Below are 24980 nucleotides of genomic sequence, written 5' to 3'. Positions count from 1 at the left end.
GGCCCTTCCGGGCCGCCTGACCGGACGGGCGGGCGCCCTCCGGCCGGGTCTTCCTCGACGGGCACCGGGTTCGGTTCCGGTTGCCGCGCGGCCTCTGTCGAAGGAGTGCAGCCGCGTCTCGTGACCCGTCGGCGACGGTACCGGGGGGCTCCGACAGGCGACGCCATGCCCGCGTCCGTCCTCGTAGACTGCTGAGGTGCGGTGCCACCATTTCGAGTCCGGGGAGTGCAGATCGTGCACCCTGCTGGATCTCCCCCGGCCGCGACAGATCGCCGAGGGACGCGGCCGCGTCGAGGAGCTGCTCGCCCCGTACCTCGCCGTCGCCGAGGCATGGGGGGAGCCGATCACCGGGCCCGACGCCGGGTTCCGCGCCCGCGGCAAGATGGCCGTCGGCGGCACCGCGCAGGAGCCGATCCTGGGACTGCCCGGTCAGGCGCTCGGTGCGGACCTGTGCGACTGCCCGCTGTACCCCGACGGCGTCGAGGAGGTCCTCGAGGGGGCCAAGGTACTGATCCGTCGGGCGCAGGTGCCGCCGTACGACGTGGCGCGCCGCCGCGGCGAGCTGAAGAACGTGCTGGTCACCGCTTCCCCAGACGGGGAGCACCTGCTGCGTCTCGTGCTGCGCAGCGATCGCGCGCTGGCCAGGATCCGCGAGCATCTGCCGGCGCTGCTGGCCGAGCACCCCTCCGTCATCGCGGTCAGCGCGAACATCCACCCCGCGCACACCACCCGGGTCGAGGGCGAGGAGGAGATCTCCCTCGCGGGGGCCTCCTCGATCGCCGTGCGCACCGGGGACGTGACGCTGTTCGCCCGCCCGCAGTCCTTCCTGCAGACCAACACCGAGGTCGCCGCCTCCCTCTATCGCCAGGCCGCGGACTGGATCGCCGAGATCGCCGCCGAGCGTGCCGTCACCGGTTCCGCCGCCCCGCGCCTGTGGGACCTCTACTGCGGTCTGGGCGGTTTCGCCCTGCACGCGGCCCGCGCCGTCCCCGCGGCGCGGGTCACCGGTGTCGAGGTCTCCCCGCAGGCCATCGAGGGCGCGCGCGAGGCCGCCGTGGCCCAGGGCGTCACCGCCGACTTCCTGGCCGAGGACGCGACCGCCTGGGCGATCCGCGAGGCCTCCGGTGTCGAGGGCCCGCCGGACGTCGTGGTCGTGAACCCTCCTCGCCGCGGGATCGGCGCCGAGCTCGCCGCCTGGCTCGAGAGCTCGGGCGTACGGGACGTCGTCTACTCCAGCTGCAATCCGGCGACCCTGGCCACGGACCTGGCCCTCATGCCCTCGCTGCGGATCGTCGCCGGGCGCTTCGTGGACATGTTCCCGCACACGGAGCACGCGGAGGTCATCGTGCGTCTGCGCCGCACCGCCGCGGCCTGACACAGTGGGACCTGCACCCCGCCGTACCGCCGCATCCCGACTCCCCGCACCCCGCCGGACCCCGCCGATCAAGGAGCCCCATGACCGCGCCCACCGTGACCCCCGAGTCCCAGCTGACCGACGTCACCCGCACCGTCTCCCCCGCGAAGAACGGCAACACCGTCTCGCTCGCCCAGAGCTTCGCCGTCGCCCCCGAGGAACTGTGGTCCGCCCTGACCATCGGTGACCATCTCGGCGCGTGGTTCGGCCGCGCGAGCGGCGAAGTGGTCGAGGGCGGCCGCTACGAGCTGCCCGACATGGAGACCAGCGGCCGCGTGGTCGCCGTCGACGCACCACACCGCCTCCTTCTGACCTGGGAGTTCGGCAACAGCGTGAGCGAGATGGAGCTGCTGGTGACCCCTGAGGAGGCTGACGAGGGGACCGGTGGGGAGGACACCGGGCCGCGCACCCGCTTCACACTGCGGCACACCGTCCCGGCCGACGCGCACTGGGCGACCTTCGGTCCGGCCGCGACCGGCTGCGGCTGGGACGGCGCGCTGTACGGGCTGGCTCTGCACCTCGAGGACCCTTCGGCCCCGCTGCTGGCTGAGCTGGGGGCCTTCGCCGCCTCCCCCGAGGGGGCCGCGTTCACCCGCGCGACGGCCGACGCCTGGTTCACGGCCCACGTCGCCTCGGGGGCGGACAAGAAGCCCGCCCGCAAGGCCTCGGTCCGCACCGCCGCCTTCTACCTGGGCGAGGAGCCCGAACTCTCGTGACCACCGCGACCGACCCGTCGGCCGCCGTCACCCTGGTGACCCTGGGCGGCACCATCACCATGACCCAGAGCGCGCCGGGCCGGCATGCGGCTCCGGACGACACCGCCGGCGCCCGCCTCGCGAGCGCACTGATCGACGGGGTGGCGCTCACGACTCACGAGATCGCGAACGTCTCCTCCTCCGACGTGCGCCCTCATCATCTCCGTGCGGCGCTCGAGCAGGCGCGGCGCGCGGTCGACGAGGGGGCCGACGGCGTGGTCCTCACGCACGGCACGGATACCCTCGAGGAGTCGGCGTTCCTGCTGGAGCGGTTCTGGGATCGGGAGGCACCGCTGGTGGTGACCGGGGCGATGCGGCCTGCGAGCGCTCCGGGGGCCGACGGGCCGTCGAACCTGCGCGACGCGGTGCGCACGGCGGCCTCCCCTGCGGCCCGCGGTCTGGGCGTGCTCGTGGTGTTCGATGCCGAGGTGCATCTCGCGGACCAGGTCACGAAGGCCTCCTCCCGCTCGGTCTCGGCCTTCGCCTCGGCGCCGTCGGGGCCGGTGGGGATGATCGACGGGGATGAGGTGCGTCTGCTGCACCCGGGCCCGGGCCGCGCGGCGCGTCTGCCGGGTGCACCGGCGGACCGGTTCCCGCGGGTGCCGTCGCTGATGGCCGGGCTCGACGACGACCTGGACCTGCTCGATGACCTGCCGCCCGGCACGCTCGCGGGACTGGTGATCGCCGGGGTCGGGATGGGGCACGTCTCCCCTGCCGCGATGCCGCGGCTGCGGCGCCTGCTGGAGGCCGGGGTTCCGGTGGTGGTCGCGACCCGCATCGCCACCGGCGGCACCTCCACCCATCACTACGCCTACCCCGGCAGCGAGGTGGATCTGCTGGAGGCAGGGGCGGTCATGGCCGGTTTCCTCCCGCCCCCCAAGGCGCGCCTGCTGCTCCAGGTACTGCTCACCGCCGACGCCTCACCGGAGCAGATCAGGAGGTCTTTCGAGGCCTACGCCTCCTGAGCTGCAGACGCGGGGGCCGCCGTCCTGCCGCAGAGCATCGACGGCGTCGAAAGGAGTACCGCTCAGGTGGCTCCTTTCTCGGCGCAGGCGGCTGCATCCCGGAGCAGTGAGCAGCTCAGGCCCGCACTCGCGTGACCGGTTCGCCGTCGGCCTCGGGGAACTCGAGCCCGAGCAGGTGGGCGAAGGTCGCGGCCTCGTCGGGGACGGTGCAGCGCGCGAACCGCACGCCGTCGGCGATGTCCGGGCCGACCATCGCGAACACGGCCTGGATGTCCTGCTCGGGCAGGTGGCCGTGCTGGCTGAGCAGGAACGTGTAGTCCGGATCGAAGCGGCCGTACAGCGAACGTCCCTCCCAGAGGTTCTGGAAGTTGGTGCCGCTGGTGCCCTCCAGGACGCCGACGAACGGGCCGTCGTACCCGTACTCCTCGCGCATGACCTCCCGCCCAAGGAGGGCGGCGACAGGGATCTCCGGATCCTCCACCCAGGTCTCGACCAGCGCGAGCACCCGCTCTCGGGTCGACTGACCGGCCTCGGGGTGCAGGTGGAGCTGGCCGGTCAGCCCGCAGCCGTGCACCCAGGCATCCCAGGAGGCGACCTCGCCCTGCTCGTCGAGTCGGATCAGACCCTCCTGGACCAGCAGGTGGTTGGCACGGAAGCAGCGACCCACCTCGACGTGGCCGTGGTCGGAGACGACCGCGACGTTGGTGTCCTCGGCGAGCCCGGCCGCGCCGAGGGCGTCGAGGATCTCCCCGATCCAGCCGTCGACACGCTCGAAGGCCTCACGCACCTCAGGGGTGAAACGCCCGGTGGTGTGCCGGGCGGAGTCCACGTCGACGAGGTGCACGAACAGCACGTCGGGCCGGTCGGAGCCGATCATGTCGACGGCGACAGCGGTGTTGAACCGGCCGAAGCGGTGCTTGGTGTCCCAGCCGATCTCGCCGGCGTGACGGTCCACGTAGGCGCGGCCGCGCTCGGAGGCGGCGTCGCGGAGCACGGCGCGGGTCTGGTCGAGACCGGCGGGGTCCCAGATCTCGGGGACGGCGATGTCGATCGACGGGGACCACCCGGTCACCGGCCAGCCGACGCTCGCTGTGGTCAGGCCCTTCGCGGCCGCGAGGTCGAAGAGCGTGGGCGAGGTGATCGCCCGGGCGTCCCAGAACCAGTCGGGCCTGCGCACTCCGGGCTGCACGATCTCGTTGGCGTAGATGCCGTGCCCGGCAGCGGTGCGGGCGGTGGTCTGCGAGGTGTGATTGGGGTAGGTCACGGTCGGGTAGATCGCCTCGGCGCTGCCCCAGCCGCCCGCGAGCACGCGGGAGAGGTTGGGCAGGGTGCGCGCGAAGGGGACGTCGACCACGCTCATCGCATCGACGGAGATCACCACGAGTCGTCGGTTCTCCCCCGGGTCCGACGGGGCACGGGTGGCGGGTGCGGCCTGGAGGGTCTGGGACACGGCGCGTCTCCTCGGGATCGGGACGTGGGGGCGGACGGGACGGCGCACGACCCTCGGCGGTGCGCGGAGCCGGTGCCTGGCGCCGGCGCCTGGAAGCGCTCCCACGCTAGGCCGACCCGGCCACGACCCGGCGGCCCCGCGGTGAACCCCGTGGGAACTCGTGCCACCCAACCGTTCACGATCGCCCGGGCGGGCCCGGAGCCCTCAGGCGCCGCGGATCAGGCAGAAGGGGTGCCCCGCCGGGTCCGTGTAGACCCGGAAGCTGCCGGAGGTCGAGGGCTGGTGCTCGTGGACCGTCGCCCCGAGCGCGAGCACCTGCGGCTCGGCCGCGTCGATGTCGGGCACGGAGAGGTCCAGGTGGATCTGCTGGGGGTGGGAGCCACCCGGCCAGGTGGGCCGCTGGTAGTCGTCGATCCGCTGGAAGGCGAGGGCGGCCTCGCCGTCGGGGTTCTCCGGGGTGATGCCCCCGCGCGGCGGGGCGAGCGTCGCCCAGTCACCGTCCGAGCCGTCCTCGAGCGGCCACCTCATCAGGCCCGAGTAGAAGGTCGCCAGCTCCATCGCATCGGGGCAGTCGAGGATGATCAGGTCGAGTCGGGGGGTGATGGGTTCCTGCTCAAGGTTCTCCATGGGGCCACCGTAGGAGCCGGAGGCGGCCGGGGGAAGAGCCGAACCTCCGAAACCCCCTCCCCGCCCGGCCGCGGAATGCCAGAGATGTCCCGCCACGACCGGTCTCGCCGACAGCACCGGTGCCCACGCCAGCAGAACGTCGTCCATCCGGCCGCGCCGGCCGGGCAGCGGAGGCCGTCGTCCGCTGCCGGCGCAGTTCACGATCCCCCACTGCCCGGGCTGTGGTGACAGACTGGACCCAGTCCATCCAGCGTTCGAGAGGTGCTTCCATGACCGTTCCCGCCGACCCGACTCCCGCCCTGCAGGAGTACGCCCACCCCGAGAAGCTCGTGACCACCCAGTGGCTGGCGGATAGGCTCGGCGCCGGGGACCGCGCTGATCTCGTCGTCGTCGAATCCGACGAGGACGTGCTGCTGTACGAGACCGGTCACATCCCCGGCGCAGTGAAGATCGACTGGCATCTGGACCTCAACGACCCCGTCACCCGCGACTACGTCGACGGCGCCGGCTTCGCGAAGCTCATGGACGCCTCCGGCATCACCCGCGGGACCACCGTGGTGATCTACGGGGACAAGTCCAACTGGTGGGCGGCCTACGCCCTGTGGGTGTTCGAGCTGTTCGGCCATGCCGACGTGCGTCTGCTCGACGGCGGCCGCGCCGCCTGGGAGGCCGAGGGTCGCGAGCTGACGACCTCGACCGACGCCTCCCCCGTAGCCACCACGGGCTATCCGGTCCTCCCGCGCGAGGACGCCCCGATCCGCGCTTTCCGCGAGGACGTGGTGGACTTCCTCGGCGGTCAGCTGGTCGACGTGCGCTCGCCGCAGGAGTACTCCGGCGAGCGCACTCACATGCCGGACTACCCGCAGGAGGGCACCGTGCGCGGCGGCCACATCCCCTCGGCCCGCTCGGTGCCGTGGGCCCGCGCCGCCGCCGAGGACGGCCGCTTCAAGTCCCGGGCCGACCTCGAGGCGATCTATCAGGGCGAGCTCGGCTTCGACCCCTCCGCCCCGGTGATCGCGTACTGCCGCATCGGAGAGCGCTCCTCGCACACCTGGTTCGTGCTGCGCTACCTCCTCGGCTTCGACAGCGTGCGCAACTACGACGGCTCCTGGACCGAGTGGGGCAACGCCGTGCGCCTGCCCATCGCCGTCGGCACCGAGGCGGGCGAGGTCCCCACCCGATGAACGACGGCACCGCCCTGCCCGAACCGTTCGCCGAGATCGCGGACGACTTCCACGCCCTGGGCGGGAAGGACCGCCTGCAGCTGCTGCTGGAGTTCTCCCAGTCCCTGCCCGAGCTCCCGGAGCGCTACGCGGATCATCCCGAGCTGCTCGAGCCGGTGCCGGAGTGCCAGTCGCCGATCTTCCTGGTCACCGAGGTGGAGGGCGCCGGCAGCGAGGCGACCGCGCGACTGTTCTTCTCCGCCCCGCGGGAAGCACCGACCACCCGCGGCTTCGCGGCGATCCTCGCGGAGGCGCTCGACGGCCGCAGCGTCGGCGAGGTGCTCGCGACCCCCGACGCGGTGACCGGTCAGCTCGGCCTCGCAGAGGTCGTCAGCCCGCTGCGGCTGAACGGCATGGCCGGGATGCTCGCCCGCATCAAGCGCCAGATCCGCGCCAAGGCCACCCTCTGACCTGCTGATCCGCTGATCATCGCGGCGCCGGGACCCGATCGGGACCCGGCGCCGCTCACTCTCGTGACGCAGCCCCCCTTGTCCTGCGATACATAACGATATATCGTGATAGCACATCGACAGGAAGGGGGTCGCCCCATGCGACACCAACACCCATTTCACCAGCCCCGCTTCGGGGACGACATCGACCGCGCCGGCCGCCGCCATCACGACGGGCCCCACGACCCGACGGGAACCGACGGCGGGGACTCTCGCCGCGGTGACGGCCGCGGACCTCGCGGAGGCGGTCGCGGACGCCGCGGCCCGGACGGCTTCGACGGCCCCGGGCGATGGGGCGGCGCGCCCGGTCGACGCGGAGGGCCCGACGGAGTCGCCTTCGTCGGCGGCCCGGACGGCGAGTTCGGCGCCCGCGGACCGCGTGGAGGAGGTCGCGGTCCTCGCGGCGGCGGCCCCCGCGGCGGCGGCGGCCCCCGCGGCGGCGGCGAGCGTCGCGGACCGCACCGGGCGCCCCGCGGGGACGTGCGCACCGCCGTGCTGCTGCTGCTCGCCGAGGAGCCGATGCACGGCTATCAGCTGATGCAGACCATCACCGAACGCACCGGCAGCCGCTGGCGTCCGAGCCCCGGGGCCATCTACCCCACGCTCAGCCAGCTCGAGGACGAAGGCCTGGTCATCACCGAGAAGGTCGGCGGGCGCAAGCTCGCGAGCCTCACGGAGTCCGGACGCGCCCATGTCGAGGAGCACTCCTCCACCTGGCCCGACCCGTTCCCCCCGGCCGCGCATTCCGCGGACGACGAGCTCCTCGACCTGCGCGAGCTCGGGCAGGGGCTGCTCGGCGCAGTGCGGGAGGTCGCTCGTTCGGGCAGCGACGAGCAGGTACGTCAGGTCGCGACGCTGCTCGAGGAGACCCGCCACGGCATCTACACGATCCTCGCCGGCCCGGCCCCGACGTCGGCCGGACAGGACTGAGCGCTCAGCGCTTCGCGCCGGAGCCGGTCCCGCCCGCCCTTCCCTCGCCCTTGCCGTACTTCTCGTAGGCCTTCTCGGCCCCGGTGCGCAGGGCGCCGAAGGTGGCCCGGCCGGCCTCCGACTGCGCGAAGTCGTAGGCGGCCTGCGCCCGCTGCCCGAAGCCCTGCCGCTCCTCGTCGGTCGCGTCAGCGTCCCCCGGGCCGCCGACGGGAGAGGCGAAGTTCTCCGCGTCCGGCTCCCCGGTCTCGATCCGCCGATGCCGATCGCGCGCGACCTTCAGCTCGAGCGGCACCTTCACCTGCCGCACCAGTGCCGCGCGCACGTCCTCCCGGATCCTCTGCGCCTGGGCGTCGAAGAACTCCCCGACGTCGGAGCACTCCTCGTCGAGCTCGAAGGCCCGGCTCAGCAGGTAGGAGGCGAGGTCCGCGGCCACCTCCGGGGACAGCCCGTACCCGTCGGCAGAGGTCGGCGCCGCGGCCAGTTCCACCGCATCGTCGCGCTCGAGCACGGTGGGGGCGATGTCGAGCGCGGAGAGCACGTCCTCGACGAAGGCCTGGAAGCTCGCCTCCCCGGGAACGTCCGCTCGCCGCAGTTCGGCGCGGCCCATCTCCTCGGGCAGGCGCACCTGGGTGACACCCTCGCGCGCGAACTCGTCCTGCGCTGCACGGCGCACGAGCCGGCGGGCGGCGCGGATCAGATGGCCCGCGTCGGCGGCGCGCGGGATGTCCGGAGAGAGAGCCCGGGCGTCGGCGAGGATCCGAGAGCGCGAGGCGGCATCCCGGGAACGACGGCGCACGGCGGCCGGGACGGCGACGAGTCGTCCTCTCAGCGCATCGAGCGGCTTCACGGAGGCACCTCCTGCGGATCTGCGGACGGATGGACCTCCATCGTACGGACGGCCTCGTACCGATCGGTCCGAGGGAATCGTGCACGCGGGAACACCAGCCCTTCCCCGGAGCGTTGACCCGTACGAGGATCGACCCACGATCACTCGCACCCTCTCGGAGGAGACGACATGGCTGACCTCTCGTACACCGTTCCCGGACTCGGCACGGACGACTCCGTGCGCCTGGTCGAGACGCTGCAGGACCGCCTGCATGCGATGAACGACCTGCAGCTGACCCTCAAGCACGCGCATTGGAACGTCACAGGGCCCCACTTCATCGCGGTCCACGAGATGCTCGACCCGCAGGTCGAGGAGGTGCGCGGCGATGCCGACGACCTCGCCGAGCGCATCGCGCAGCTGGGCGGCTCCCCCGTCGGCACCCCCGGGCGCCTGGTCGCCGAGCGCAGCTGGTCCGACTACACGCTCGGCAAGGCCGACACGCAGGAGCACCTGCATGCCCTCGACGAGGTCTACGACGGCATCATCGCCTCGAACCGCAAGGCCATCACCCTGGCCGGCGAGCTCGATCCGCTCACCGAGGACATCCTCATCGAGCAGACCCGCGGGCTGGAGAAGTTCCAGTGGTTCGTGCGCGCCCACCTCGAGCGCTCCTCCTCCTGAGACCCCGGTCCTCCTGAGACCGCGGGCGGGTCCTCCGCCCCGCCGAGTACGGTGAGGGTCCCGACCCCGAGGAGGACCCCGCATGCCGATCGCCGACCCGACCGCCGAGGAGCTCGTCCAGCTGCAGGACGAGGCGGTGGAGTTCACCCGCGAGCTGATCCGGATCGACACCACCAACTTCGGCGGCAACGATCCCGCGACCTGGGGTCGGGGCGAGACGGAGGCGGCCGAGTTCGTGGTCGCGAAGCTGCGCGAAGTGGGCCTTCGACCCGAGGTGCACGAGTCCGCGCCGGGCAGGCCCAGCGTGTTCGCGCGGATGCCGGGCCGGGACAGCTCGCGCGGTGGCCTGATCCTGCACGGACATCTCGACGTGGTGCCCGCCCGCGCCGAGGACTGGTCGGTCGACCCCTTCGGCGCCGAGATCAGCGACGGCATGATCTACGGCCGCGGCGCCGTGGACATGAAGGACATGGTCGCGATGGTCCTGGCGCTGGCCCGGCATCTGGCCCGTACCGGGCAGACGCCGCCGCGGGACCTGTTGTTCGCCTTCTTCGCCGACGAGGAGAACCGCGGGATCTGGGGCTCGGAGTGGATCGTCGAGCATCGCCCCGAGCTCTTCGACGGCATGTCGGAGGCCATCAGCGAGGTCGGCGGCTACTCGATCACCCTGCCGGAGAAGGACACCGGCCAGGACGTGCGCGCCTATCTCCTGCAGACCGCCGAAAAGGGCCTGGTGTGGGGTCACCTGCGGGCGACGGGCCGGGCCGGGCACGGCTCGGTCCCCAACCACGAGAACGCCATCGTGCGCCTGTCCCGCGCGATCGCCGCGATCGACGACCACGTCTTCCCCACCGAGTACATCGCGAGCGTGCGCTCCCTCTTCGACGGGGTCACCGAGATCACCGGCATCGGCTGGGACGAGGACGACATCGCCTCCTTCCTGCCGCTGCTGGGCGGGGCGCGCCAGTTCGTCTCGGGCACGCTCAGCGACTCGACGAACCTGACCATGCTGGACGCCGGCTACAAGGGCAACGTGATCCCGCAGACGGCCGAGGCCACCTTCGACGCCCGCTTTTTGCCCGGGCACCAGGACGAGCTGCTCGCCCTGCTGGACCGGCTGACCGGTGAGCACGTCGAGGTGATCGTCGACGACATCGGCAACTCCGTGGACTCACCGCGCGAGGGGGCGCTCGTGGACGTGATGACCCGCTCGATCCAGGCGGAGGACCCCGGGTCCCGGGTGCTGCCCTACTGCCTCAGCGGCGGCACCGACAACAAGGCGCTCTCCCGCGAGCTGGGCATCACCGGCTACGGCTTCGCCCCCCTGCAGCTGCCCGCGGACCTGGATTTCGCCCCACTGTTCCACGGGGTCGACGAGCGGGTGCCGGTGGAGGCGGTGCGGTTCGGGGCGCGGGTGCTGCTGCGCCTGGCCCGCGACTGCTGATCAGGCTCTGCCGGAGGGCTCGAGCTCCTCCCGCCCGTCCCTCACCGCGGGTCGTTCAGGAGGTGCCCGCCTCCGGGTCGGCGACCAGCCACTCCAGCGCCAGATCCTCGGGGATCGGGTCCTCGGGCCCGAGACCCGTGTACCAGCTCGGCAGCATCCGCAGCACGGCGGCCAGCAGCGGCTCCCGCGCGAGCTCACGGCCCTCCCGGGCGTCCTCCTCGGTGTCGACGAGCCACTGGATCAGCAGGTCGAGCGAGCCGCCCGCGAAGTAGCGGGCCATCTGCGAGATCGGCGGGGACAGCGGCACCTGGTCACGAAGCCGGTGCAGCGCCACGACATGGAGATTGGAAAGGGTGCCGACGAGGATCAGGTACGTGCGGTGGGAGAACTTCCAATCCAGCGCGCCGCGGAGGAACGCCTGGTGGTGGGCGACGTAGGCGACCATCGTCGCCGCCGCGACCCGCACCATCTCCTGAATGCTGCGCCCCTGCGCCGCGAGCTCGCCGCCGCGCTCCTGCTGGCGGTCGAACATCGTCCCGAGCATCGCCCCCATCAGGTCGTCGAGACCCGAGAAGTGGCTGTAGAACGCGGCCCGGCTGACGCCGGCCCGCTGGGCGAGCGCATTGACGGTCACTTCACCGTCATGAGCGCTGAGGTCGCGAGCTGCGGCGAAGATCGCCGCCTTCGTCCGCGCCGGCCTGGGATCCGGCGCACGGCCTTCAGTACTGGGCATTGCTCCATGCTATCCCGCAGGAAGGGCCCGCTTGGGGCAGGATGGTCACATGGCCAGCTTCCTGTCCGGCTTGTCCGGCCGGCACCAGATGCACAGCCACCCCCTGCTCGAAGAGCTGGTCGGGCAGTCGATCGTCCACACCCGGGTGGCCTCCCGCGGGACCTGGACCGTCACCGCCCGCGGTTGGGTGCTCCACTCCCGCGTCCAGCAGGTCGCCGGCCCGTCGCAGGGTCCCGACGAAGGGACGACGGAGAGCTCCGTCGTCGGCCTGCGCGACCCGCGTCTGCTCGGCGCCGCGATCGCGGGGGCAGAGATGCTCGGCGACGGCTTCCTCGCCCTCGCCCTCAGCACTCCCGCCGGACCGCTGCGATTGACGACCCCGCCGCGTTGGCGACTGGAGGGGCCACGCGGCGCGCGGCTGCGTGCCGAGGAGAAGGGGCGGCTCGACGCGCGGCCCGGCGGCGCCCCCGTCCACGCGGCCCCGGAGACGCTGGCCACCTACACAGCGTCCCGCCCCAGCGACCTCGAGGAGCAGCTGCGGGAGACGGGCCGGCACACCTGGATCCATCCGGGGCACGTGGTGGACCTGCTCTCGCGCTCCGGAGCGCTGGAGGACGCCGAGTTCGAACGGCGGGGCCCGGATCTGCTCGGGCGGCTGCTGGGACGCGGTGAGATCCGCGCGGGATTCGTGACCGACGGGCGGTTCACGCCGTGGAACCTTCCGCTCGCCGAGGTCGTCGAGCACATCGGCACGACGTGGGAGGCGATCGGCGGTCGCACGCCCGGACCGGACATGATCGCCTGGTTCGAGCTCTCCGAGAAGGGCAGGGACGCCCTGGGGCCGACGAGTGCGCAGGCCATGCCCCCGGGAATGTCCGGATACGACAGCCCGGGCGTCGTCGGCGGCTTCCGCTGACCGCTCCCCCGCGCGCATCCCGCCACCCCTGACGGTTCACCCCGGACCGTACGCGCCGGGGCCGCCTGCACAGGCGACCTTCTGCGCAGGTGTACGGTTTCTCTCCGGTCGCCCGACCGGGGAGTGGACTGTCGGTGAACACCAGACGAGGCCCGTGCCACGGAGCGGGTCCCGGAGCACCTCGCTCCCCCGTTACGCTGGGGATCGACTCGTCGAGAAAGGCCGTGCAGATGCCAGAACGTACCGTGAAGATCGCCAGCACCAGTGGGCTCCATGCACGCCCCGCGGCGATCTTCTCCCAGGCGGCCAGCGAACAGTCGGCCGAGGTCAGCATCGAGAAGGCCGGTGCGGCTGCGGTGAAGGCCTCGAGCATCCTGATGCTGCTGACGCTGAACGCGGATCACGGCGACGAGGTGACACTCCGCGCCGAGGGCGAGGGGGCCGAGGAATCGCTCGACGCCCTCGCCGCACTGCTGACGAAGAACCTCGACGAGAATCTCTGAGACGACGTCAGGAGCATCTGCGCGGGCCTCAGGCGGCCCTGGGCCGCACCGCGATCGAGGCGAACCCGACCGCCGCGAGAGCTCCGACACACGCCCCGAGCAGCATCGCCGCCGCCGGGCCCTGATGATCCACCAGGAGGCCACCGACGACGGCGCCGCTCATGATCGCCACCTGGAACGCGGTCACCTGAAGCGCGACCGCTGACTCGACCCGCGAGGGCTCGATCGCGGAGACCCACAGCTGCGTCGTCACCGGCACCATGTTGAAACCGATCCCCCACAGCACCACCGCGAGCGCGAGCACCGTCGTCTGCTCCGTGCTGGCCATGAACGCGAGCGACACGGCCAGCACCGCGGGCCCCACGGCGGCGGCCCAGCGCAACCAGCGCGACAGTGCACCGCCTGCGAGGTTGCCCACCAGACCGCCCAGCCCCCAGGCGAGCAGCAGCACGGAGACCACCGAAGCGTCGATCGCCTCGATCGCGACCCGGATGTAGGGGTATGCGGTGAAGTTCGCGAAGGCGGCCGCGAAGATCACCACGACCCCGATGACGAGACGACGGTTGCCCAGGACGCGCCGCATCATCGCGAGCCCCGCGCCGGGCTGCGCCGGGACCGGGGGCAGCAGGCGCCACAGCACCCCTCCGGCGACGAGCGTGAGCGCCGAGATGAGCAGGAAGACGGCGCGCCAGCCGATGATGTCGCCGAGCACGGAGGAGACCGGCACCCCGATGATGGTCGCCGTGCTCGTGCCGAGGGCGACCGTGGTGGAGACCAAGGCCGCTCTGCCCGTGACGTGAACCCCGACGGACAGGGCGAAGGACCAGAACCCGGCGATCGCGATCCCCAGCAGCACACGGGCCGCCAGGACGATTCCCAGGCTCGGGGCGCTCGCGACGACGAGATTGGACAGTATCGCGAGCACGAGCAGGGACAGCAGCACGCTGCGCCGGTCCGCACGCGGGAGGAGCGAAGCGATCGTCGGAGCGGTGAGGGCGCCCGCCAGGGCCGTCGCGGCCACGGTGAGACCCGCTCGGCCTTCGGTGACCCCGAGGTCTGCCGCCATACCGGGCAGCACGCCGGCTGGGATGAACTCGGCTCCGACGAGCGCAGCAGTGCCGGCCGACAGCGCCAGCGCCGTGACGACGGGATGGCGGTCACGGGCGGGCGCGGACTCCGACCGCGCCTCGTGGTCGACGGCCTGGGCGATCCCGGCAGCTTCCGGGGTCTCAGCGGTCTCTGCGGTCTCAGGTGCACAGCTCGACATGGCTCCAGCATCTCTCGCGAGGACGACGGACGACAGTTCTGCCCACGTCGAGGACCGCCACCTCACGTGGGCATGAAAAAGGGGAGTGGGAGGCGCGAAACCCCGGGGATCCAGGGTCTCCAGCTGCCTCCCACTCCCGTGGAAGATGTCCGGCGGCGTCCTACTCTCCCACACCCTCCCGAGTGCAGTACCATCGGCGCAATCGAGCTTAGCTTCCGGGTTCGGAATGGAACCGGGCGTTTCCTCGACGCTATGACCGCCGTAACACGACGAGACACAACCAGCCCACCAACACCACCCCCAAACGAGATGGCGTCCCGGGGTTGTTTCTCCAGAACCACACAGTGGACGCGAACACAGCACACAATACAAGTGTTGTTAAGTCATCGGCCATTAGTACCAGTCAGCTCCACACATTGCTGTGCTTCCACATCTGGCCTATCAACCCAGTCATCTACTGGGGGCCTCTCACACCACAAGGGTGCATGGATATCTCATCTTGAAGCAGGCTTCCCGCTTAGATGCTTTCAGCGGTTATCCCTTCCCGACGTAGCCAACCAGCCATGCTCTTGGCAGAACAACTGGCACACCAGAGGTCAGTCCATCCCGGTCCTCTCGTACTAGGGACAGGACTTCTCAAATATCCAACGCGCGCAGCGGATAGGGACCGAACTGTCTCACGACGTTCTAAACCCAGCTCGCGTACCGCTTTAATAGGCGAACAGCCTAACCCTTGGGACCAACTCCAGCCCCAGGATGCGACGAGCCGACATCGAGGTGCCAAACCATGCCGTCGATATGAGCTCTTGGGCAAGATCAGCCTGTTATCCCCGGGGTACCTTTTATCCGTTGAGCGACACCCATTCCACAATGGAGTGCCGGATCACTAGTTCCTGCTTTCGCACCTGCCCGACATGTCTGTCTCGCAGTCAAGCTCCCTTGTGCACTTACACTCAACACCTGATTGCCAACCAGGCTGAGGGAACCTTTGAGCGCCTCCGTTACTCTTTAGGAGGCAACCGCCCCAGTTAAACTACCCATCAGACACTGTCCCTGATCCGGATCACGGACCGAGGTTAGGAATCCAGAACGACCAGAGTGGTATTTCAACAATGACTCCACACTCACTGGCGTGAATGCTTCCCAGTCTCCCACCTATCCTACACAAGCCGTCCCGAACACCAATATCAAACTATAGTAAAGGTCCCGGGGTCTTTCCGTCCTGCTGCGCGTAACGAGCATCTTTACTCGTAATGCAATTTCGCCGAGTTCGCGGTTGAGACAGTGGAGAAGTCGTTACGCCATTCGTGCAGGTCGGAACTTACCCGACAAGGAATTTCGCTACCTTAGGATGGTTATAGTTACCACCGCCGTTTACTGGGGCTTAAATTCTCAGCGTCGACCCCCGAAAGGGTCTAACCGGTCCTCTTAACCTTCCAGCACCGGGCAGGCGTCAGTCCGTATACAGCGTCTTACGACTTCGCACGGACCTGTGTTTTTAGTAAACAGTCGCTTCTCCCTGGTCTCTGCGGCCCTCAGAGCTCTCACTCCTCGGGCCCCCCTTCTCCCGAAGTTACGGGGGCATTTTGCCGAGTTCCTTAACCACGATTCTCTCGAACGCCTCGGTATTCTCTACCTGATCACCTGAGTCGGTTTAGGGTACGGGCGACCGTATTCGTCACGCCGGAACTTTTCTAGGCAGTACAGGATCACTCACCTTCGCCCCTACGGGATCCCCATCACGTCTGACCCTCATGGCCCCAGCATTACCCGGGGCCGGGCTGCACGCTTAGACGGACTATTCCATTAAGTCCGCGGAAGCTACCTCACTGCGTCATCCCTCGCGCTGACCTACTACAACCTTGGTTCCCAGCCTCACCACCGACCCATCCCCGAAGGGACAGGAGGCGACTCGGGTGGTTAGCATCAGCTGCCTCGGTATGGGTCCTCCTACGATCGGTTCGGGAATATCAACCCGATGTCCATCGACTACGCCTGTCGGCCTCGCCTTAGGTCCCGACTAACCCAGGGCGGATTAACCTGGCCCTGGAACCCTTGATCAATCGGCGGACGGGTTTCTCACCCGTCTATCGCTACTCATGCCTGCATTCTCACTCGTACAGCCTCCACCACTGGGTTCCCCCGCGGCTTCACCGGCTGCACGACGCTCCCCTACCCACCCCGGCACATACGTCCGGAGTGACACAGCTTCGGCGGTGTGCTTGAGCCCCGCTAAATTGTCGGCGCAGAATCACTTGACCAGTGAGCTATTACGCACTCTTTCAAGGGTGGCTGCTTCTAAGCCAACCTCCTGGTTGTCTCAGCAACTCCACATCCTTTTCCACTTAGCACACGCTTAGGGGCCTTAGCTGATGTTCTGGGCTGTTTCCCTCTCGACCATGAAGCTTATCCCCCACAGTCTCACTGCTGCGCTCTCACGTATCGGCATTCGGAGTTTGGCTAAGGTCAGTAACCCGGTGGGGCCCATCGCCTATCCAGTGCTCTACCTCCGACACGAAACACGCAACGCTGCACCTAAATGCATTTCGGGGAGAACCAGCTATCACGAAGTTTGATTGGCCTTTCACCCCTATCCACAGGTCATCCCCTCCATTTTCAACTGAAGTGGGTTCGCGCCTCCACGCGGTCTTACCCGCGCTTCACACTGCCCATGGATAGATCACTTCGCTTCGGGTCTAGAGCCGGCGACTGAACGCCCCGTTCAGACTCGCTTTCGCTACGGCTACCCCACACGGGTTAACCTCGCCACCGACCACTAACTCGCAGGCTCATTCTTCAAAAGGCACGCCGTCACCCCTCAAGGCTCCGACGGATTGTAAGCACACGGTTTCAGGTACTATTTCACTCCCCTCCCGGGGTGCTTTTCACCTTTCCCTCACGGTACTTGTCCGCTATCGGTCAAGAAGTAGTATTCAGGCTTACCAGGTGGTCCTGGCAGATTCACACCGGATTTCACGGGCCCGGTGCTACTCGGGAACAGCATCACGCCGTACAGCAGTTTCGTCTACGGGGGTCACACCCTCTACGCCATCGCACTCACCACGACTTCGACTACCACTGCACGTCCACGCCGATCCGCCGGCAGACGGACCAGACACGTCCCACAACCCCCAACCTGCAACCCCTGCCGGGTATCACACAGACCAGGTTTAGCCACCTCCGCTTTCGCTCGCCACTACTCACGGAATCACTCTTTGTTTTCTCTTCCTGCGGGTACTGAGATGTTTCACTTCCCCGCGTTCCCTCCACACCACCTATACATTCAGTGGCGGGTACCGCGACATGACTCGCGGTGGGTTTCCCCATTCGGACATCCTCGGATCACAGTTCGGTTGTCAACTCCCCGAGGCTTTTCGCAGACTCCCACGTCCTTCGTCGGCTCTTCTTGCCAAGGCATCCACCGTGCGCCCTTTAAAACTTAGACAACACAAAGACACAAAATCTAAAAATTGCTTACAAGATGCTCGCGTCCACTATGTAGTTCTCAAGAAACAACCCCACACCCACCACCACCGCCAACCAGCGATCCATGGTAAGGGAGGACCAGCCACACACCCCCAGACCCGAAAGCCCAGGAGACGCGTGCAGCCTCACAACCCAATAGCGTGTCTCCACCTCGAACCCGCCACCCCAGCCCGTTCCAGACCCCGAAGGAGTCGTACTAGAGCCGGCCATGACCGGTGAAGTGCCCATCCGTTGATGTTCCACCCGTGAGCAACCACCCCCACCACACTCGGGCAGGAAGATGGCCACCAATACTGGTGATGCTCCTTAGAAAGGAGGTGATCCAGCCGCACCTTCCGGTACGGCTACCTTGTTACGACTTAGTCCCAATCACCGATCCCACCTTCGACAGCTCCCTCACGAGGATGGGCCACTGGCTTCGGGTGTTACCGACTTTCGTGACTTGACGGGCGGTGTGTACAAGGCCCGGGAACGTATTCACCGCAGCGTTGCTGATCTGCGATTACTAGCGACTCCGACTTCATGGGGTCGAGTTGCAGACCCCAATCCGAACTGAGGCCGGCTTTTTGGGATTCGCTCCACCTCACAGCTTCGCAACCCATTGTACCGACCATTGTAGCATGCTTGAAGCCCAAGACATAAGGGGCATGATGATTTGACGTCGTCCCCACCTTCCTCCGAGTTGACCCCGGCAGTCTCCCATGAGTCCCCGCCATAACGCGCTGGCAACATGGAACGAGGGTTGCGCTCGTTGCGGGACTTAACCCAACATCTCACGACACGAGCTGACGACAACCATGCACCACCTGTGCACCAGTCCAAAGAAAGCCACATCTCTGCAGCCGTCCAGTGCATGTCAAGCCTTGGTAAGGTTCTTCGCGTTGCATCGAATTAATCAGCATGCTCCGCCGCTTGTGCGGGCCCCCGTCAATTCCTTTGAGTTTTAGCCTTGCGGCCGTACTCCCCAGGCGGGGCACTTAATGCGTTAGCTACGGCGCGGAGAACGTGGAATGTCCCCCACACCTAGTGCCCAACGTTTACGGCATGGACTACCAGGGTATCTAATCCTGTTCGCTACCCATGCTTTCGCTTCTCAGTGTCAGTAATGGCCCAGAGACCTGCCTTCGCCATCGGTGTTCTTCCTGATATCTGCGCATTTCACCGCTACACCAGGAGTTCCAGTCTCCCCTACCACACTCTAGCCTGCCCGTACCCACCGCACGCCCGAGGTTGAGCCTCGGGTTTTCACGGCAGACGCGACAAGCCACCTACAAGCTCTTTACGCCCAATAATTCCGGACAACGCTTGCGCCCTACGTATTACCGCGGCTGCTGGCACGTAGTTAGCCGGCGCTTCTTCTGCAGGTACCGTCACTTTCGCTTCTTCCCTACTGAAAGAGGTTTACAACCCGAAGGCCGTCATCCCTCACGCGGCGTCGCTGCATCAGGCTTTCGCCCATTGTGCAATATTCCCCACTGCTGCCTCCCGTAGGAGTCTGGGCCGTGTCTCAGTCCCAGTGTGGCCGGTCACCCTCTCAGGCCGGCTACCCGTCATCGCCTTGGTGAGCCATTACCTCACCAACAAACTGATAGGCCGCGAGTCCATCCCTCACCGAAAAACTTTCCAGAAACCACCATGCGGCGGAAACTCGTATCCGGTATTAGCCTCGATTTCCCGAGGTTATCCCGAAGTGAGGGGCAGGTTACTCACGTGTTACTCACCCGTTCGCCACTAATCAGACCAGGCAAGCCCGGTCGTCATCGTTCGACTTGCATGTGTTAAGCACGCCGCCAGCGTTCGTCCTGAGCCAGGATCAAACTCTCCATGAAAACATAGAAAAAATCCCGGCAAACAACAAACAACCAGCATAAACTGCTGTATCATCCGTTAAAATTTGCCATTCAAAATAATGGCATCAACAAACAGACACGCTATTGAGATATCAAGCAACACGCGCACTCGGCCGTCCAAGCCTTTCGGCTCTTCCGCTCCGGGGCAACCCTTATAACTTAGGGCGTCCGGTCCTCCATGTCAACTCGGTGGGATGTGATCCGCGCCGTATTGAATTGTGGAGTTCCGATGTGCCTCGTCAGTCCGAGTTTCCCGGTCGAGCCTTCCGGCATTCCCGCTGTCCCGTTCTGCTGGGCACGAGGAAGAACATTACGCAGGTCGGCGGGGAGCGTCAAGCCGGAACGGGCTGTTCCGAGGGTGACCGTTCCGACACCGAGCTGATGACGGCGTTCAGCGCTTCTTGTGCTAGCGACGCCAGCGGGCATCATCGCCGGTCCGCAGGGCTCCGGGCGGGGGTGTTCAGCCGCAGGCTCGTCGCCCGGGAGCAGAGGTCCGGCGGCGAGGTGCGCTGCAGGCCGCCTCCCGGCAGCCTCCGCGAGCACGACACCGACCTCGAGTACGACGAAGGCCCCCGCCGGTATTCGGAGGGGGCCTTCGTCGACCAGGGAAATCCCTGATCAGGAGCGGTAGCGGCGGGATTTGAACCCGCGGTACGGGGTTACCGTACACTTCATTTCGAGTGAAGCACCTTCGGCCGCTCGGACACGCTACCGTCGGACAGCCTAGCGGTGGCGCCTCCCGCCGTTCAAACCCTGAGGGCGTCGACGCGAGTCAGGTCACTCTGCCGCGGGCCGGCGGACCACCAGGATGTTCCCCGTCGCATGCAGGACGGTGGCGTGGGCGGTCGATCCGAACGGGCCTTTGCTCAGTCCGCGATGTCCCAGCACCAGGATGCGCGCGCCCGCCGCGGCGGACAGCAGCCCTTCCGCTGCGGACCGCCCCTCGAGCATCCTCGTCTCGACCGTGAGCTCCTCGTGCCGGTCCCTGGCACGCCCCTCCGCCTGGTCCAGCAGGGCCCTCGACCGGCTCCCCCCGCTCCAGGCCTCGAGGTTGCTGGCGTACGGGGCGTGCCCGTCGTCCTGCACGTGCACGATCCGCAGCACGCTCGCCCAGGTGGCGGATAGGTCCGCGGCCACCTCGACGGCCTCTCCTGCGGCATCGGACCCGTCGTAGGCGACCAGCACAGGACCCGCGCGGTGGTGCTCGGAGCGGATCACGGCGACCGGGCAGCCCGCATCGTGCAGGAGGCCCCGGCTCACCGAGCCCAGCAGGATGCCCAGCACCGCCCCGAGGCCCCGGGTGCCGACGACCACGAGGTCGGCGCTCTGCGAGAGGTCGTCGAGGACGTCCCGGGCACTGCCCGGGATCAGGTCGGTGCGCACGGTCACCTCGGGGACGTTCGCGGCGATGTGCTCGGCGGCGTCGTCCAGCAGGCGCAGCGCCTGGTTGCGGGGGCCGGCGGAGTCGACCACGGGCACTTCGGCCATGCCGCTGCCGAGCAGGGGCCAGGTCCACGCGTGCACGATCCGCAGGTCGGTATCCCTGCTGCGGGCGAGATCCGCGGCCCAGTGGACGGCGGCGGTCGAGGCCGTGGTGTCGTCGTAGCCCACCACGATGTTGCGCGTGACGTCCATGGTCCACACCTCCCCGTGCGGCGTCGTCCCAGGATACGCCGCCGTCGAGCGCCTGACGAGGGGTCCCGGGCCCTGCCCTGCTCAGGGGACGACGCCGGCGAGGGAGCCCCGGCGGGTGAGGACCGGGAGCTCCTGGACCAGGCGCATCCCGTCGGCCGCCCCCGCGAGCACGGCCGAGGCCGCCCGACCCAGGTCCATGCCGAGCTGATGCGCGCGATGGCCGAGCACGGCCAGCGGCGGCTCGCTGACCTGACAGGCCAGCGAGTCGTCCCAGGAGACCACGGAGATGTCGCGGGGAACGGCGAGGCCCAGCTGCCGCACCCGCTCGATCCCGCCGATGGCCATGGCGTCGTTGTCGAAGACCAGCACCGTCGGCGGCTCGTCCCGCTCCAGGAGCGCGCCGGTGGCGCGGGCGCCGCTCGCCGCGCCGTAGTCACCCTCGACGCGCAGGGACGGCAGTCGGTGCTCGACGACGAAGGCGTCGTAGGCCTCTCTGCGCCAGTAGGAGTGCAGCAGGCCGGCGGGGCCCTCGATGTGCCCGATGCGGCGATGACCCAGTGCGAGCAGATCGCCCAGCAGCTTCCACATCGCTCCGGAGTTGTCGTGGAGCACAGCGGCGTCTGCCCCGCTCTGGCGGACGTCCCCGGCCAGCACGAAGGGCACACCCGCCGTCCGCAGCACCGCCGGCCGCGGGTCGTCGCGGCGCAGGTCCTTGAGGACCACCACGTCGACCCGGCGCTCGGCCGCCCAGGCGCGGACGACCGCGAGCTCGGCGCCCGGACCGTCGACCACCTCGGTGAGCACCGAGTGACCGGCCGCGATCGCGGCCTCCTCGAGCCCGCGCAGCACCAGCGTGTGGAACTGCTCGGAGCCGACGGACCACATCGTTCGCGGTGCCGGCATCCCGATCAGCCCCGTCCTCATCAGACGGCCCGCCCCGCAGCCCGCTCCCGGGCCCGAACCACCAGGTCGTGCGCGCTCAGCAGCACAGCGGGTGCCAGGTGGCCCTGCGGGGAGGCGGTCCCGGGGAGGTCCCGGCCCTGGTGCAGATCACGACGGGAGATCGGGTGGGTCGGGGCGGTCACGGGGTCTCCTCCAGGGCGGCGAGGTGATCGGGCATCGGCACCCCGCGGCGCTTCGCCTCCGCCAGGAACCGCGGGTTGGCGCCGGGTTCGGGGGCGGCCACCAGCAGCTGCTTGGTGAACTCCGCCTGAGGGTTCAGGATCACCTCGTCGGCCGCCCCCTGTTCGACCACGTCGCCGTGGTACATCACCAGGATCTCGTCGGAGAAGTGGCGGGCCGTGGCGAGGTCGTGGGTGATGTACAGCAGTGCCAGGTTCTCCTCGCGCTGCAGTCGGGCCAGGAGGTTCAGCACGCCGAGCCGGATCGACACGTCCAGCATCGAGACGGGTTCGTCGGCCACCAGAATGCTGGGCTCCGGGGCGAGGGCCCGGGCGATCGCGACCCGCTGGCGCTGGCCGCCGGAGAGCTCGTGCGGCTTGCGGTCGACGAACGACTCGGCCGGGGACAGGTTCACCCGCTCGAGCAGGGCGAGGGCCTTCTCGCGGGCGGTCTGCTTGGTGGCCTTGCCGTGCAGCAGCAGAGGCCGCTCGAGGTGGTGGCCGATGCTGTGGAAGGGGTTCAGCGAGGCGAAAGGATCCTGGAAGACCATCTGCACCTCGTCGCGATACGCGGACAGCGCCCGCCCCCGCCGGCCCACCGGCTTGCCGTCCAGCGCGAGGGTGCCAGAGCTGGGCGTCTCCAGCTGGGCGATCAGCTTGGCGATGGTCGACTTCCCCGAGCCGGACTGCCCCACCAGGGCGACCGTCCGCCCGGGCACCAGCTCGAAGGTCACGCTCTTGACCGCCTCGAGCCGGCTGAAGCGCAGCCCGTCGCGCAGCAGATAGGTCTTGGACAGGTCCGTCACGGTCAGCGTGCTCATCGTGTCTCCTCCCCGTCGAAGCCGGCCCGCACGAAATCGCCCGCGTCCCCCGTGAGCGAGGGGAACGAGCCCAGCAGCCGGCGGGTGTAGGGGTCGCGGGGCTCGAAGTAGAGGTTCTCGGCGGTGTCCAGCTCGACGATCCGCCCGCCGCGCATCACCGCGATCCGGTCGGAGATCTCCAGCAGCATCGGCAGATCGTGGGTGATGAAGACGACCGCGAAGCCCAGCTCCTGACGCAGCCGCAGGATCTCCTGAAGGATCTCCCGCTGGACCACCACGTCGAGCGCCGTCGTCGGCTCGTCCATGATCATCAGCTGCGGGTCCAGCGCGAGCGCCATCGCGATCATCACGCGCTGGCGCATCCCGCCCGAGAGCTCGTGCGGGAAGGCGCCGAGGCGCGCAGGGTCCACCCCCACCAGCTCGAGCAGCTCGTGCGAGCGGCTCTGGCGCTCGGCGGCCTCCAGGTGGGGGCGGTGCGTGGCGAACACGTCCGCGAGCTGGGCGCGGATGCTCAGCACCGGGTTCAGGGAGTTCATCGCCCCCTGGAACACCATCGCGATCTTCGACCAGCGGAAGGCGCGCAGCTCCTCCCCTGCCAGCGAGAGCACGTCCACGTCGGCGCCGTCCCGGTCGTGGAAGGTGACCGTCCCTGAGGCCACCCGCGCCGGGGGGCGGTGCAGCTGGTTCAGGCCGTAGGCCAGCGTGGTCTTGCCGCAGCCGGACTCCCCGGCCAGGCCCAGGATCTCTCCGCGCCGCAGCGAGAACGAGGCCTCCTGGACGGCGTGCACGGGAGGATCCACCTCGTAGAGGACCGACAGGCCTTCGACGCTCAGCACGGCCTCCTCGAGCACGGGCGAGCCGACGCCGGAGCGGGAGTCCTCGAGACTCGTCGACGATTCGGCCATGGCCGCGGTGCCGGGGGTGGTGGCCCGGGCCGCGGGCTGGGTGGTGGTGTCCGGGGTGCTCATGCCATCGCCTCCGCCTTCTGCGCCTTGGTGGCGCGCTTGGCCTGCTTGACCTGCTTCGGCGCACTCCGCAGGCGGGGATTGATGATGCCGTCGATCGAGAAGTTGATCAGCGACAGCCCGCAGCCCAGCAGCGCGATCATCAGGCCGGGCGGCACGAACCACCACCAGGCGCCGAGCGTGAGCGCCTGCCCGTTCTGGGCGTAGAAGAGCATCGAGCCCCAGGTCTGCGTGCCGACCACGCCGAGGCCGATGAAGCTCAGCCCGGCCTCGCCGAGGATCGCGGTGATCAGTGCGAACACGAAGCCGCTGGACATGACCGGCAGCAGGTTCGGCAGGATCTCCACGGCGATGATCCGGTGCGGTTTCTCGCCGGCGATCTTCGCGGCCTGGACGTAGTCGCGGCTGCGGATCGACAGGGTCTGCGAGCGCAGCACCCGCGCCGCAGCGGCCCAGGAGGTGATCGCCAGGATGACGGCGATCAGCAACAGACCGCGCTGCTGCACGTAGGAGCCGATCACGATCATCAGCGGCAGCCCAGGCAGGATCAGCACCACGTTGGTGAACAGGGAGAACACCTCGTCGAGCCAGCCACCCAGATACCCCCCGAGGATCCCGAAGAAGGCGGAGAGGAACAGGGCCAGCACGGCGACGATCACCCCCACCAGGAGGGAGCCGCGCGTGGCCCAGGCCAGCTGCGCCAGGACGTCCTGGCCGGTCTGGGTGGTGCCCAGCAGATGCTCGGCCGACGGGCCCTGCATGCCGTAGTTGTGCACGACCAGCGGGTCGTCCACCACGAAGGGGGCGAGGAGCCCGAACAGGACGATCACCACGACCAGACCGACGCCGATGACGAGGGACGGGGTGGAGGTGCGACGCACGGCGGCACCGAATCGCGAGAGGGTCGAAGTCATGTCAG

The 24980-nt window shown here is 68.6% G+C and carries 21 protein-coding genes, 1 tRNA gene and 3 rRNA genes; 10 read left to right on the top strand and 15 right to left on the bottom strand.

Translation table 11 applies throughout. The annotated features are described in order from the left end of the window. Positions 1–196 precede the first annotated feature (196 nt). The 3 genes from rlmC (at position 197) to JOF43_RS05630 (ending at position 3134) form a co-directional block, all read left to right on the top strand. On the top strand, positions 197–1375 hold the full coding sequence (rlmC, locus tag JOF43_RS05640; RefSeq protein ID WP_209900138.1) for a 23S rRNA (uracil(747)-C(5))-methyltransferase RlmC: 1179 nt from the start codon (positions 197–199) through the stop codon (positions 1373–1375). A gap of 80 nt (positions 1376–1455) precedes the next feature. After that, positions 1456–2130 carry an SRPBCC domain-containing protein gene (locus JOF43_RS05635; protein ID WP_209900136.1) on the top strand — a complete coding sequence of 225 codons (675 nt, stop codon included), beginning with the start codon at positions 1456–1458 and terminating at the stop codon, positions 2128–2130. Next, positions 2127–3134 carry an asparaginase gene (locus JOF43_RS05630; RefSeq protein WP_342592090.1) on the top strand — a complete coding sequence of 336 codons (1008 nt, stop codon included), beginning with the start codon at positions 2127–2129 and terminating at the stop codon, positions 3132–3134. The genes JOF43_RS05635 and JOF43_RS05630 overlap by 4 nt, the downstream gene beginning before the upstream one ends. Positions 3135–3249: 115 nt before the next feature. Here the strand turns inward: JOF43_RS05630 and JOF43_RS05625 are convergent, their stop codons facing one another. Continuing rightward, positions 3250–4584 carry an alkaline phosphatase family protein gene (locus tag JOF43_RS05625; RefSeq protein ID WP_209900134.1) on the bottom strand — a complete coding sequence of 445 codons (1335 nt, stop codon included), beginning with the start codon at positions 4582–4584 and terminating at the stop codon, positions 3250–3252. A gap of 204 nt (positions 4585–4788) precedes the next feature. After that, positions 4789–5211, bottom strand: coding sequence for a VOC family protein (locus JOF43_RS05620; protein WP_209900132.1), 423 nt, complete (start codon positions 5209–5211; stop codon positions 4789–4791). A gap of 269 nt (positions 5212–5480) precedes the next feature. Here JOF43_RS05620 and JOF43_RS05615 point away from each other — a divergent pair, with 269 nt between their 5' ends. The 3 genes from JOF43_RS05615 (at position 5481) to JOF43_RS05605 (ending at position 7813) form a co-directional block, all read left to right on the top strand. Continuing rightward, positions 5481–6395 carry a sulfurtransferase gene (locus JOF43_RS05615; protein WP_209900130.1) on the top strand — a complete coding sequence of 305 codons (915 nt, stop codon included), beginning with the start codon at positions 5481–5483 and terminating at the stop codon, positions 6393–6395. Then, positions 6392–6844, top strand: a complete 453-nt coding sequence (locus JOF43_RS05610; RefSeq protein ID WP_209900127.1) for a SufE family protein — start codon at positions 6392–6394, stop codon at positions 6842–6844. The genes JOF43_RS05615 and JOF43_RS05610 overlap by 4 nt, the downstream gene beginning before the upstream one ends. Positions 6845–6982: 138 nt before the next feature. Then, on the top strand, positions 6983–7813 hold the full coding sequence (locus JOF43_RS05605; protein WP_209900125.1) for a PadR family transcriptional regulator: 831 nt from the start codon (positions 6983–6985) through the stop codon (positions 7811–7813). Between the two features lie 4 nt (positions 7814–7817). On the opposite strand, the gene JOF43_RS05600 is transcribed toward JOF43_RS05605, so the two are convergent. Beyond that, complete coding sequence (locus JOF43_RS05600) at positions 7818–8660, bottom strand: hypothetical protein (RefSeq protein ID WP_209900123.1); 843 nt, start codon at positions 8658–8660, stop codon at positions 7818–7820. Between the two features lie 168 nt (positions 8661–8828). Between JOF43_RS05600 and dps the strand changes: the two genes are divergently transcribed. Together dps and JOF43_RS05590 are read left to right on the top strand one after the other, a co-directional pair. Continuing rightward, positions 8829–9320 carry a DNA starvation/stationary phase protection protein Dps gene (gene dps, locus JOF43_RS05595; protein ID WP_209900122.1) on the top strand — a complete coding sequence of 164 codons (492 nt, stop codon included), beginning with the start codon at positions 8829–8831 and terminating at the stop codon, positions 9318–9320. 82 nt (positions 9321–9402) lie between these two features. Beyond that, on the top strand, positions 9403–10764 hold the full coding sequence (locus JOF43_RS05590) for a M20/M25/M40 family metallo-hydrolase (RefSeq protein ID WP_209900120.1): 1362 nt from the start codon (positions 9403–9405) through the stop codon (positions 10762–10764). Positions 10765–10819: 55 nt separating this feature from the next. Here JOF43_RS05590 and JOF43_RS05585 read toward each other — a convergent pair whose 3' ends face one another. Further along, positions 10820–11497: a TetR/AcrR family transcriptional regulator gene (locus JOF43_RS05585; RefSeq protein WP_209900118.1), complete on the bottom strand. Its 678-nt coding sequence runs from the start codon at positions 11495–11497 to the stop codon at positions 10820–10822. A 49-nt stretch (positions 11498–11546) separates the two neighbouring features. Between JOF43_RS05585 and JOF43_RS05580 the strand changes: the two genes are divergently transcribed. Then, positions 11547–12413: a hypothetical protein gene (locus JOF43_RS05580; protein WP_209900116.1), complete on the top strand. Its 867-nt coding sequence runs from the start codon at positions 11547–11549 to the stop codon at positions 12411–12413. 230 nt (positions 12414–12643) lie between these two features. Then, the gene (locus JOF43_RS05575) at positions 12644–12916 is read left to right on the top strand and encodes an HPr family phosphocarrier protein (protein WP_209900114.1); all 273 of its coding nucleotides are present in this window, start codon (positions 12644–12646) and stop codon (positions 12914–12916) included. Between the two features lie 28 nt (positions 12917–12944). On the opposite strand, the gene JOF43_RS05570 is transcribed toward JOF43_RS05575, so the two are convergent. From JOF43_RS05570 to JOF43_RS05520, 11 genes are all read right to left on the bottom strand, one after another. Further along, positions 12945–14183 (bottom strand): MFS transporter, encoded by a 1239-nt coding sequence (locus JOF43_RS05570; RefSeq protein WP_209900113.1) that lies wholly within the window; start codon positions 14181–14183, stop codon positions 12945–12947. A gap of 147 nt (positions 14184–14330) precedes the next feature. Then, a 5S ribosomal RNA gene (rrf, locus tag JOF43_RS05565) occupies positions 14331–14447 on the bottom strand. Between the two features lie 111 nt (positions 14448–14558). Further along, positions 14559–17628 (bottom strand): 23S ribosomal RNA (locus tag JOF43_RS05560). A 351-nt stretch (positions 17629–17979) separates the two neighbouring features. Continuing rightward, a 16S ribosomal RNA gene (locus JOF43_RS05555) occupies positions 17980–19498 on the bottom strand. The 16S, 23S and 5S rRNA genes sit together here, the layout of an rRNA operon. 646 nt (positions 19499–20144) lie before the next feature. Beyond that, positions 20145–20232: transfer RNA gene (locus JOF43_RS05550), tRNA-Ser, on the bottom strand. 64 nt (positions 20233–20296) lie between these two features. Further along, a complete protein-coding gene (locus tag JOF43_RS05545) occupies positions 20297–21154 on the bottom strand; it encodes a universal stress protein (protein ID WP_209900111.1) in 858 nt (285 codons plus the stop codon). Positions 21155–21235: 81 nt separating this feature from the next. Further along, complete coding sequence (locus JOF43_RS05540; RefSeq protein WP_209900110.1) at positions 21236–22057, bottom strand: LacI family DNA-binding transcriptional regulator; 822 nt, start codon at positions 22055–22057, stop codon at positions 21236–21238. 20 nt (positions 22058–22077) lie between these two features. After that, the gene (locus JOF43_RS05535; protein WP_209900108.1) at positions 22078–22239 is read right to left on the bottom strand and encodes a hypothetical protein; all 162 of its coding nucleotides are present in this window, start codon (positions 22237–22239) and stop codon (positions 22078–22080) included. Continuing rightward, entirely contained in the window at positions 22236–23096 is an 861-nt protein-coding gene (locus tag JOF43_RS05530) for an ABC transporter ATP-binding protein (RefSeq protein WP_209900107.1), read from the bottom strand. The genes JOF43_RS05535 and JOF43_RS05530 overlap by 4 nt, the downstream gene beginning before the upstream one ends. Next, complete coding sequence (locus JOF43_RS05525) at positions 23093–24064, bottom strand: ABC transporter ATP-binding protein (protein ID WP_377783162.1); 972 nt, start codon at positions 24062–24064, stop codon at positions 23093–23095. Before JOF43_RS05525 ends, JOF43_RS05530 begins: the two co-directional genes overlap by 4 nt. Further along, a complete protein-coding gene (locus JOF43_RS05520) occupies positions 24061–24975 on the bottom strand; it encodes an ABC transporter permease (RefSeq protein ID WP_209900105.1) in 915 nt (304 codons plus the stop codon). Before JOF43_RS05520 ends, JOF43_RS05525 begins: the two co-directional genes overlap by 4 nt. Positions 24976–24980: the final 5 nt, after the last annotated feature.

It is taken from the genome of Brachybacterium sacelli, from assembly GCF_017876545.1.
Lineage (GTDB): Bacteria > Actinomycetota > Actinomycetes > Actinomycetales > Dermabacteraceae > Brachybacterium > Brachybacterium sacelli.
This window is presented reverse-complemented; position numbering and strand designations above follow the sequence as displayed.

Bases quoted from the DNA above. Each gene is read 5' to 3' on its own strand.
- JOF43_RS05520 (WP_209900105.1), bottom strand. From the start codon at position 24,975: ATGACTTCGACCCTCTCGCGATTCGGTGCCGCCGTGCGTCGCACCTCC.
- JOF43_RS05605 (WP_209900125.1), top strand. From the start codon at position 6,983: ATGCGACACCAACACCCATTTCACCAGCCCCGCTTCGGGGACGACATC.
- JOF43_RS05635 (WP_209900136.1), top strand. From the start codon at position 1,456: ATGACCGCGCCCACCGTGACCCCCGAGTCCCAGCTGACCGACGTCACC.
- JOF43_RS05615 (WP_209900130.1), top strand. From the start codon at position 5,481: ATGACCGTTCCCGCCGACCCGACTCCCGCCCTGCAGGAGTACGCCCAC.
- dps (WP_209900122.1), top strand. From the start codon at position 8,829: ATGGCTGACCTCTCGTACACCGTTCCCGGACTCGGCACGGACGACTCC.
- JOF43_RS05590 (WP_209900120.1), top strand. From the start codon at position 9,403: ATGCCGATCGCCGACCCGACCGCCGAGGAGCTCGTCCAGCTGCAGGAC.
- JOF43_RS05545 (WP_209900111.1), bottom strand. From the start codon at position 21,154: ATGGACGTCACGCGCAACATCGTGGTGGGCTACGACGACACCACGGCC.
- JOF43_RS05570 (WP_209900113.1), bottom strand. From the start codon at position 14,183: ATGTCGAGCTGTGCACCTGAGACCGCAGAGACCGCTGAGACCCCGGAA.
- JOF43_RS05525 (WP_377783162.1), bottom strand. From the start codon at position 24,064: ATGAGCACCCCGGACACCACCACCCAGCCCGCGGCCCGGGCCACCACC.
- JOF43_RS05575 (WP_209900114.1), top strand. From the start codon at position 12,644: ATGCCAGAACGTACCGTGAAGATCGCCAGCACCAGTGGGCTCCATGCA.
- JOF43_RS05580 (WP_209900116.1), top strand. From the start codon at position 11,547: ATGGCCAGCTTCCTGTCCGGCTTGTCCGGCCGGCACCAGATGCACAGC.
- JOF43_RS05610 (WP_209900127.1), top strand. From the start codon at position 6,392: ATGAACGACGGCACCGCCCTGCCCGAACCGTTCGCCGAGATCGCGGAC.
- JOF43_RS05585 (WP_209900118.1), bottom strand. From the start codon at position 11,497: ATGCCCAGTACTGAAGGCCGTGCGCCGGATCCCAGGCCGGCGCGGACG.
- JOF43_RS05530 (WP_209900107.1), bottom strand. From the start codon at position 23,096: ATGAGCACGCTGACCGTGACGGACCTGTCCAAGACCTATCTGCTGCGC.
- JOF43_RS05620 (WP_209900132.1), bottom strand. From the start codon at position 5,211: ATGGAGAACCTTGAGCAGGAACCCATCACCCCCCGACTCGACCTGATC.
- JOF43_RS05540 (WP_209900110.1), bottom strand. From the start codon at position 22,057: ATGCCGGCACCGCGAACGATGTGGTCCGTCGGCTCCGAGCAGTTCCAC.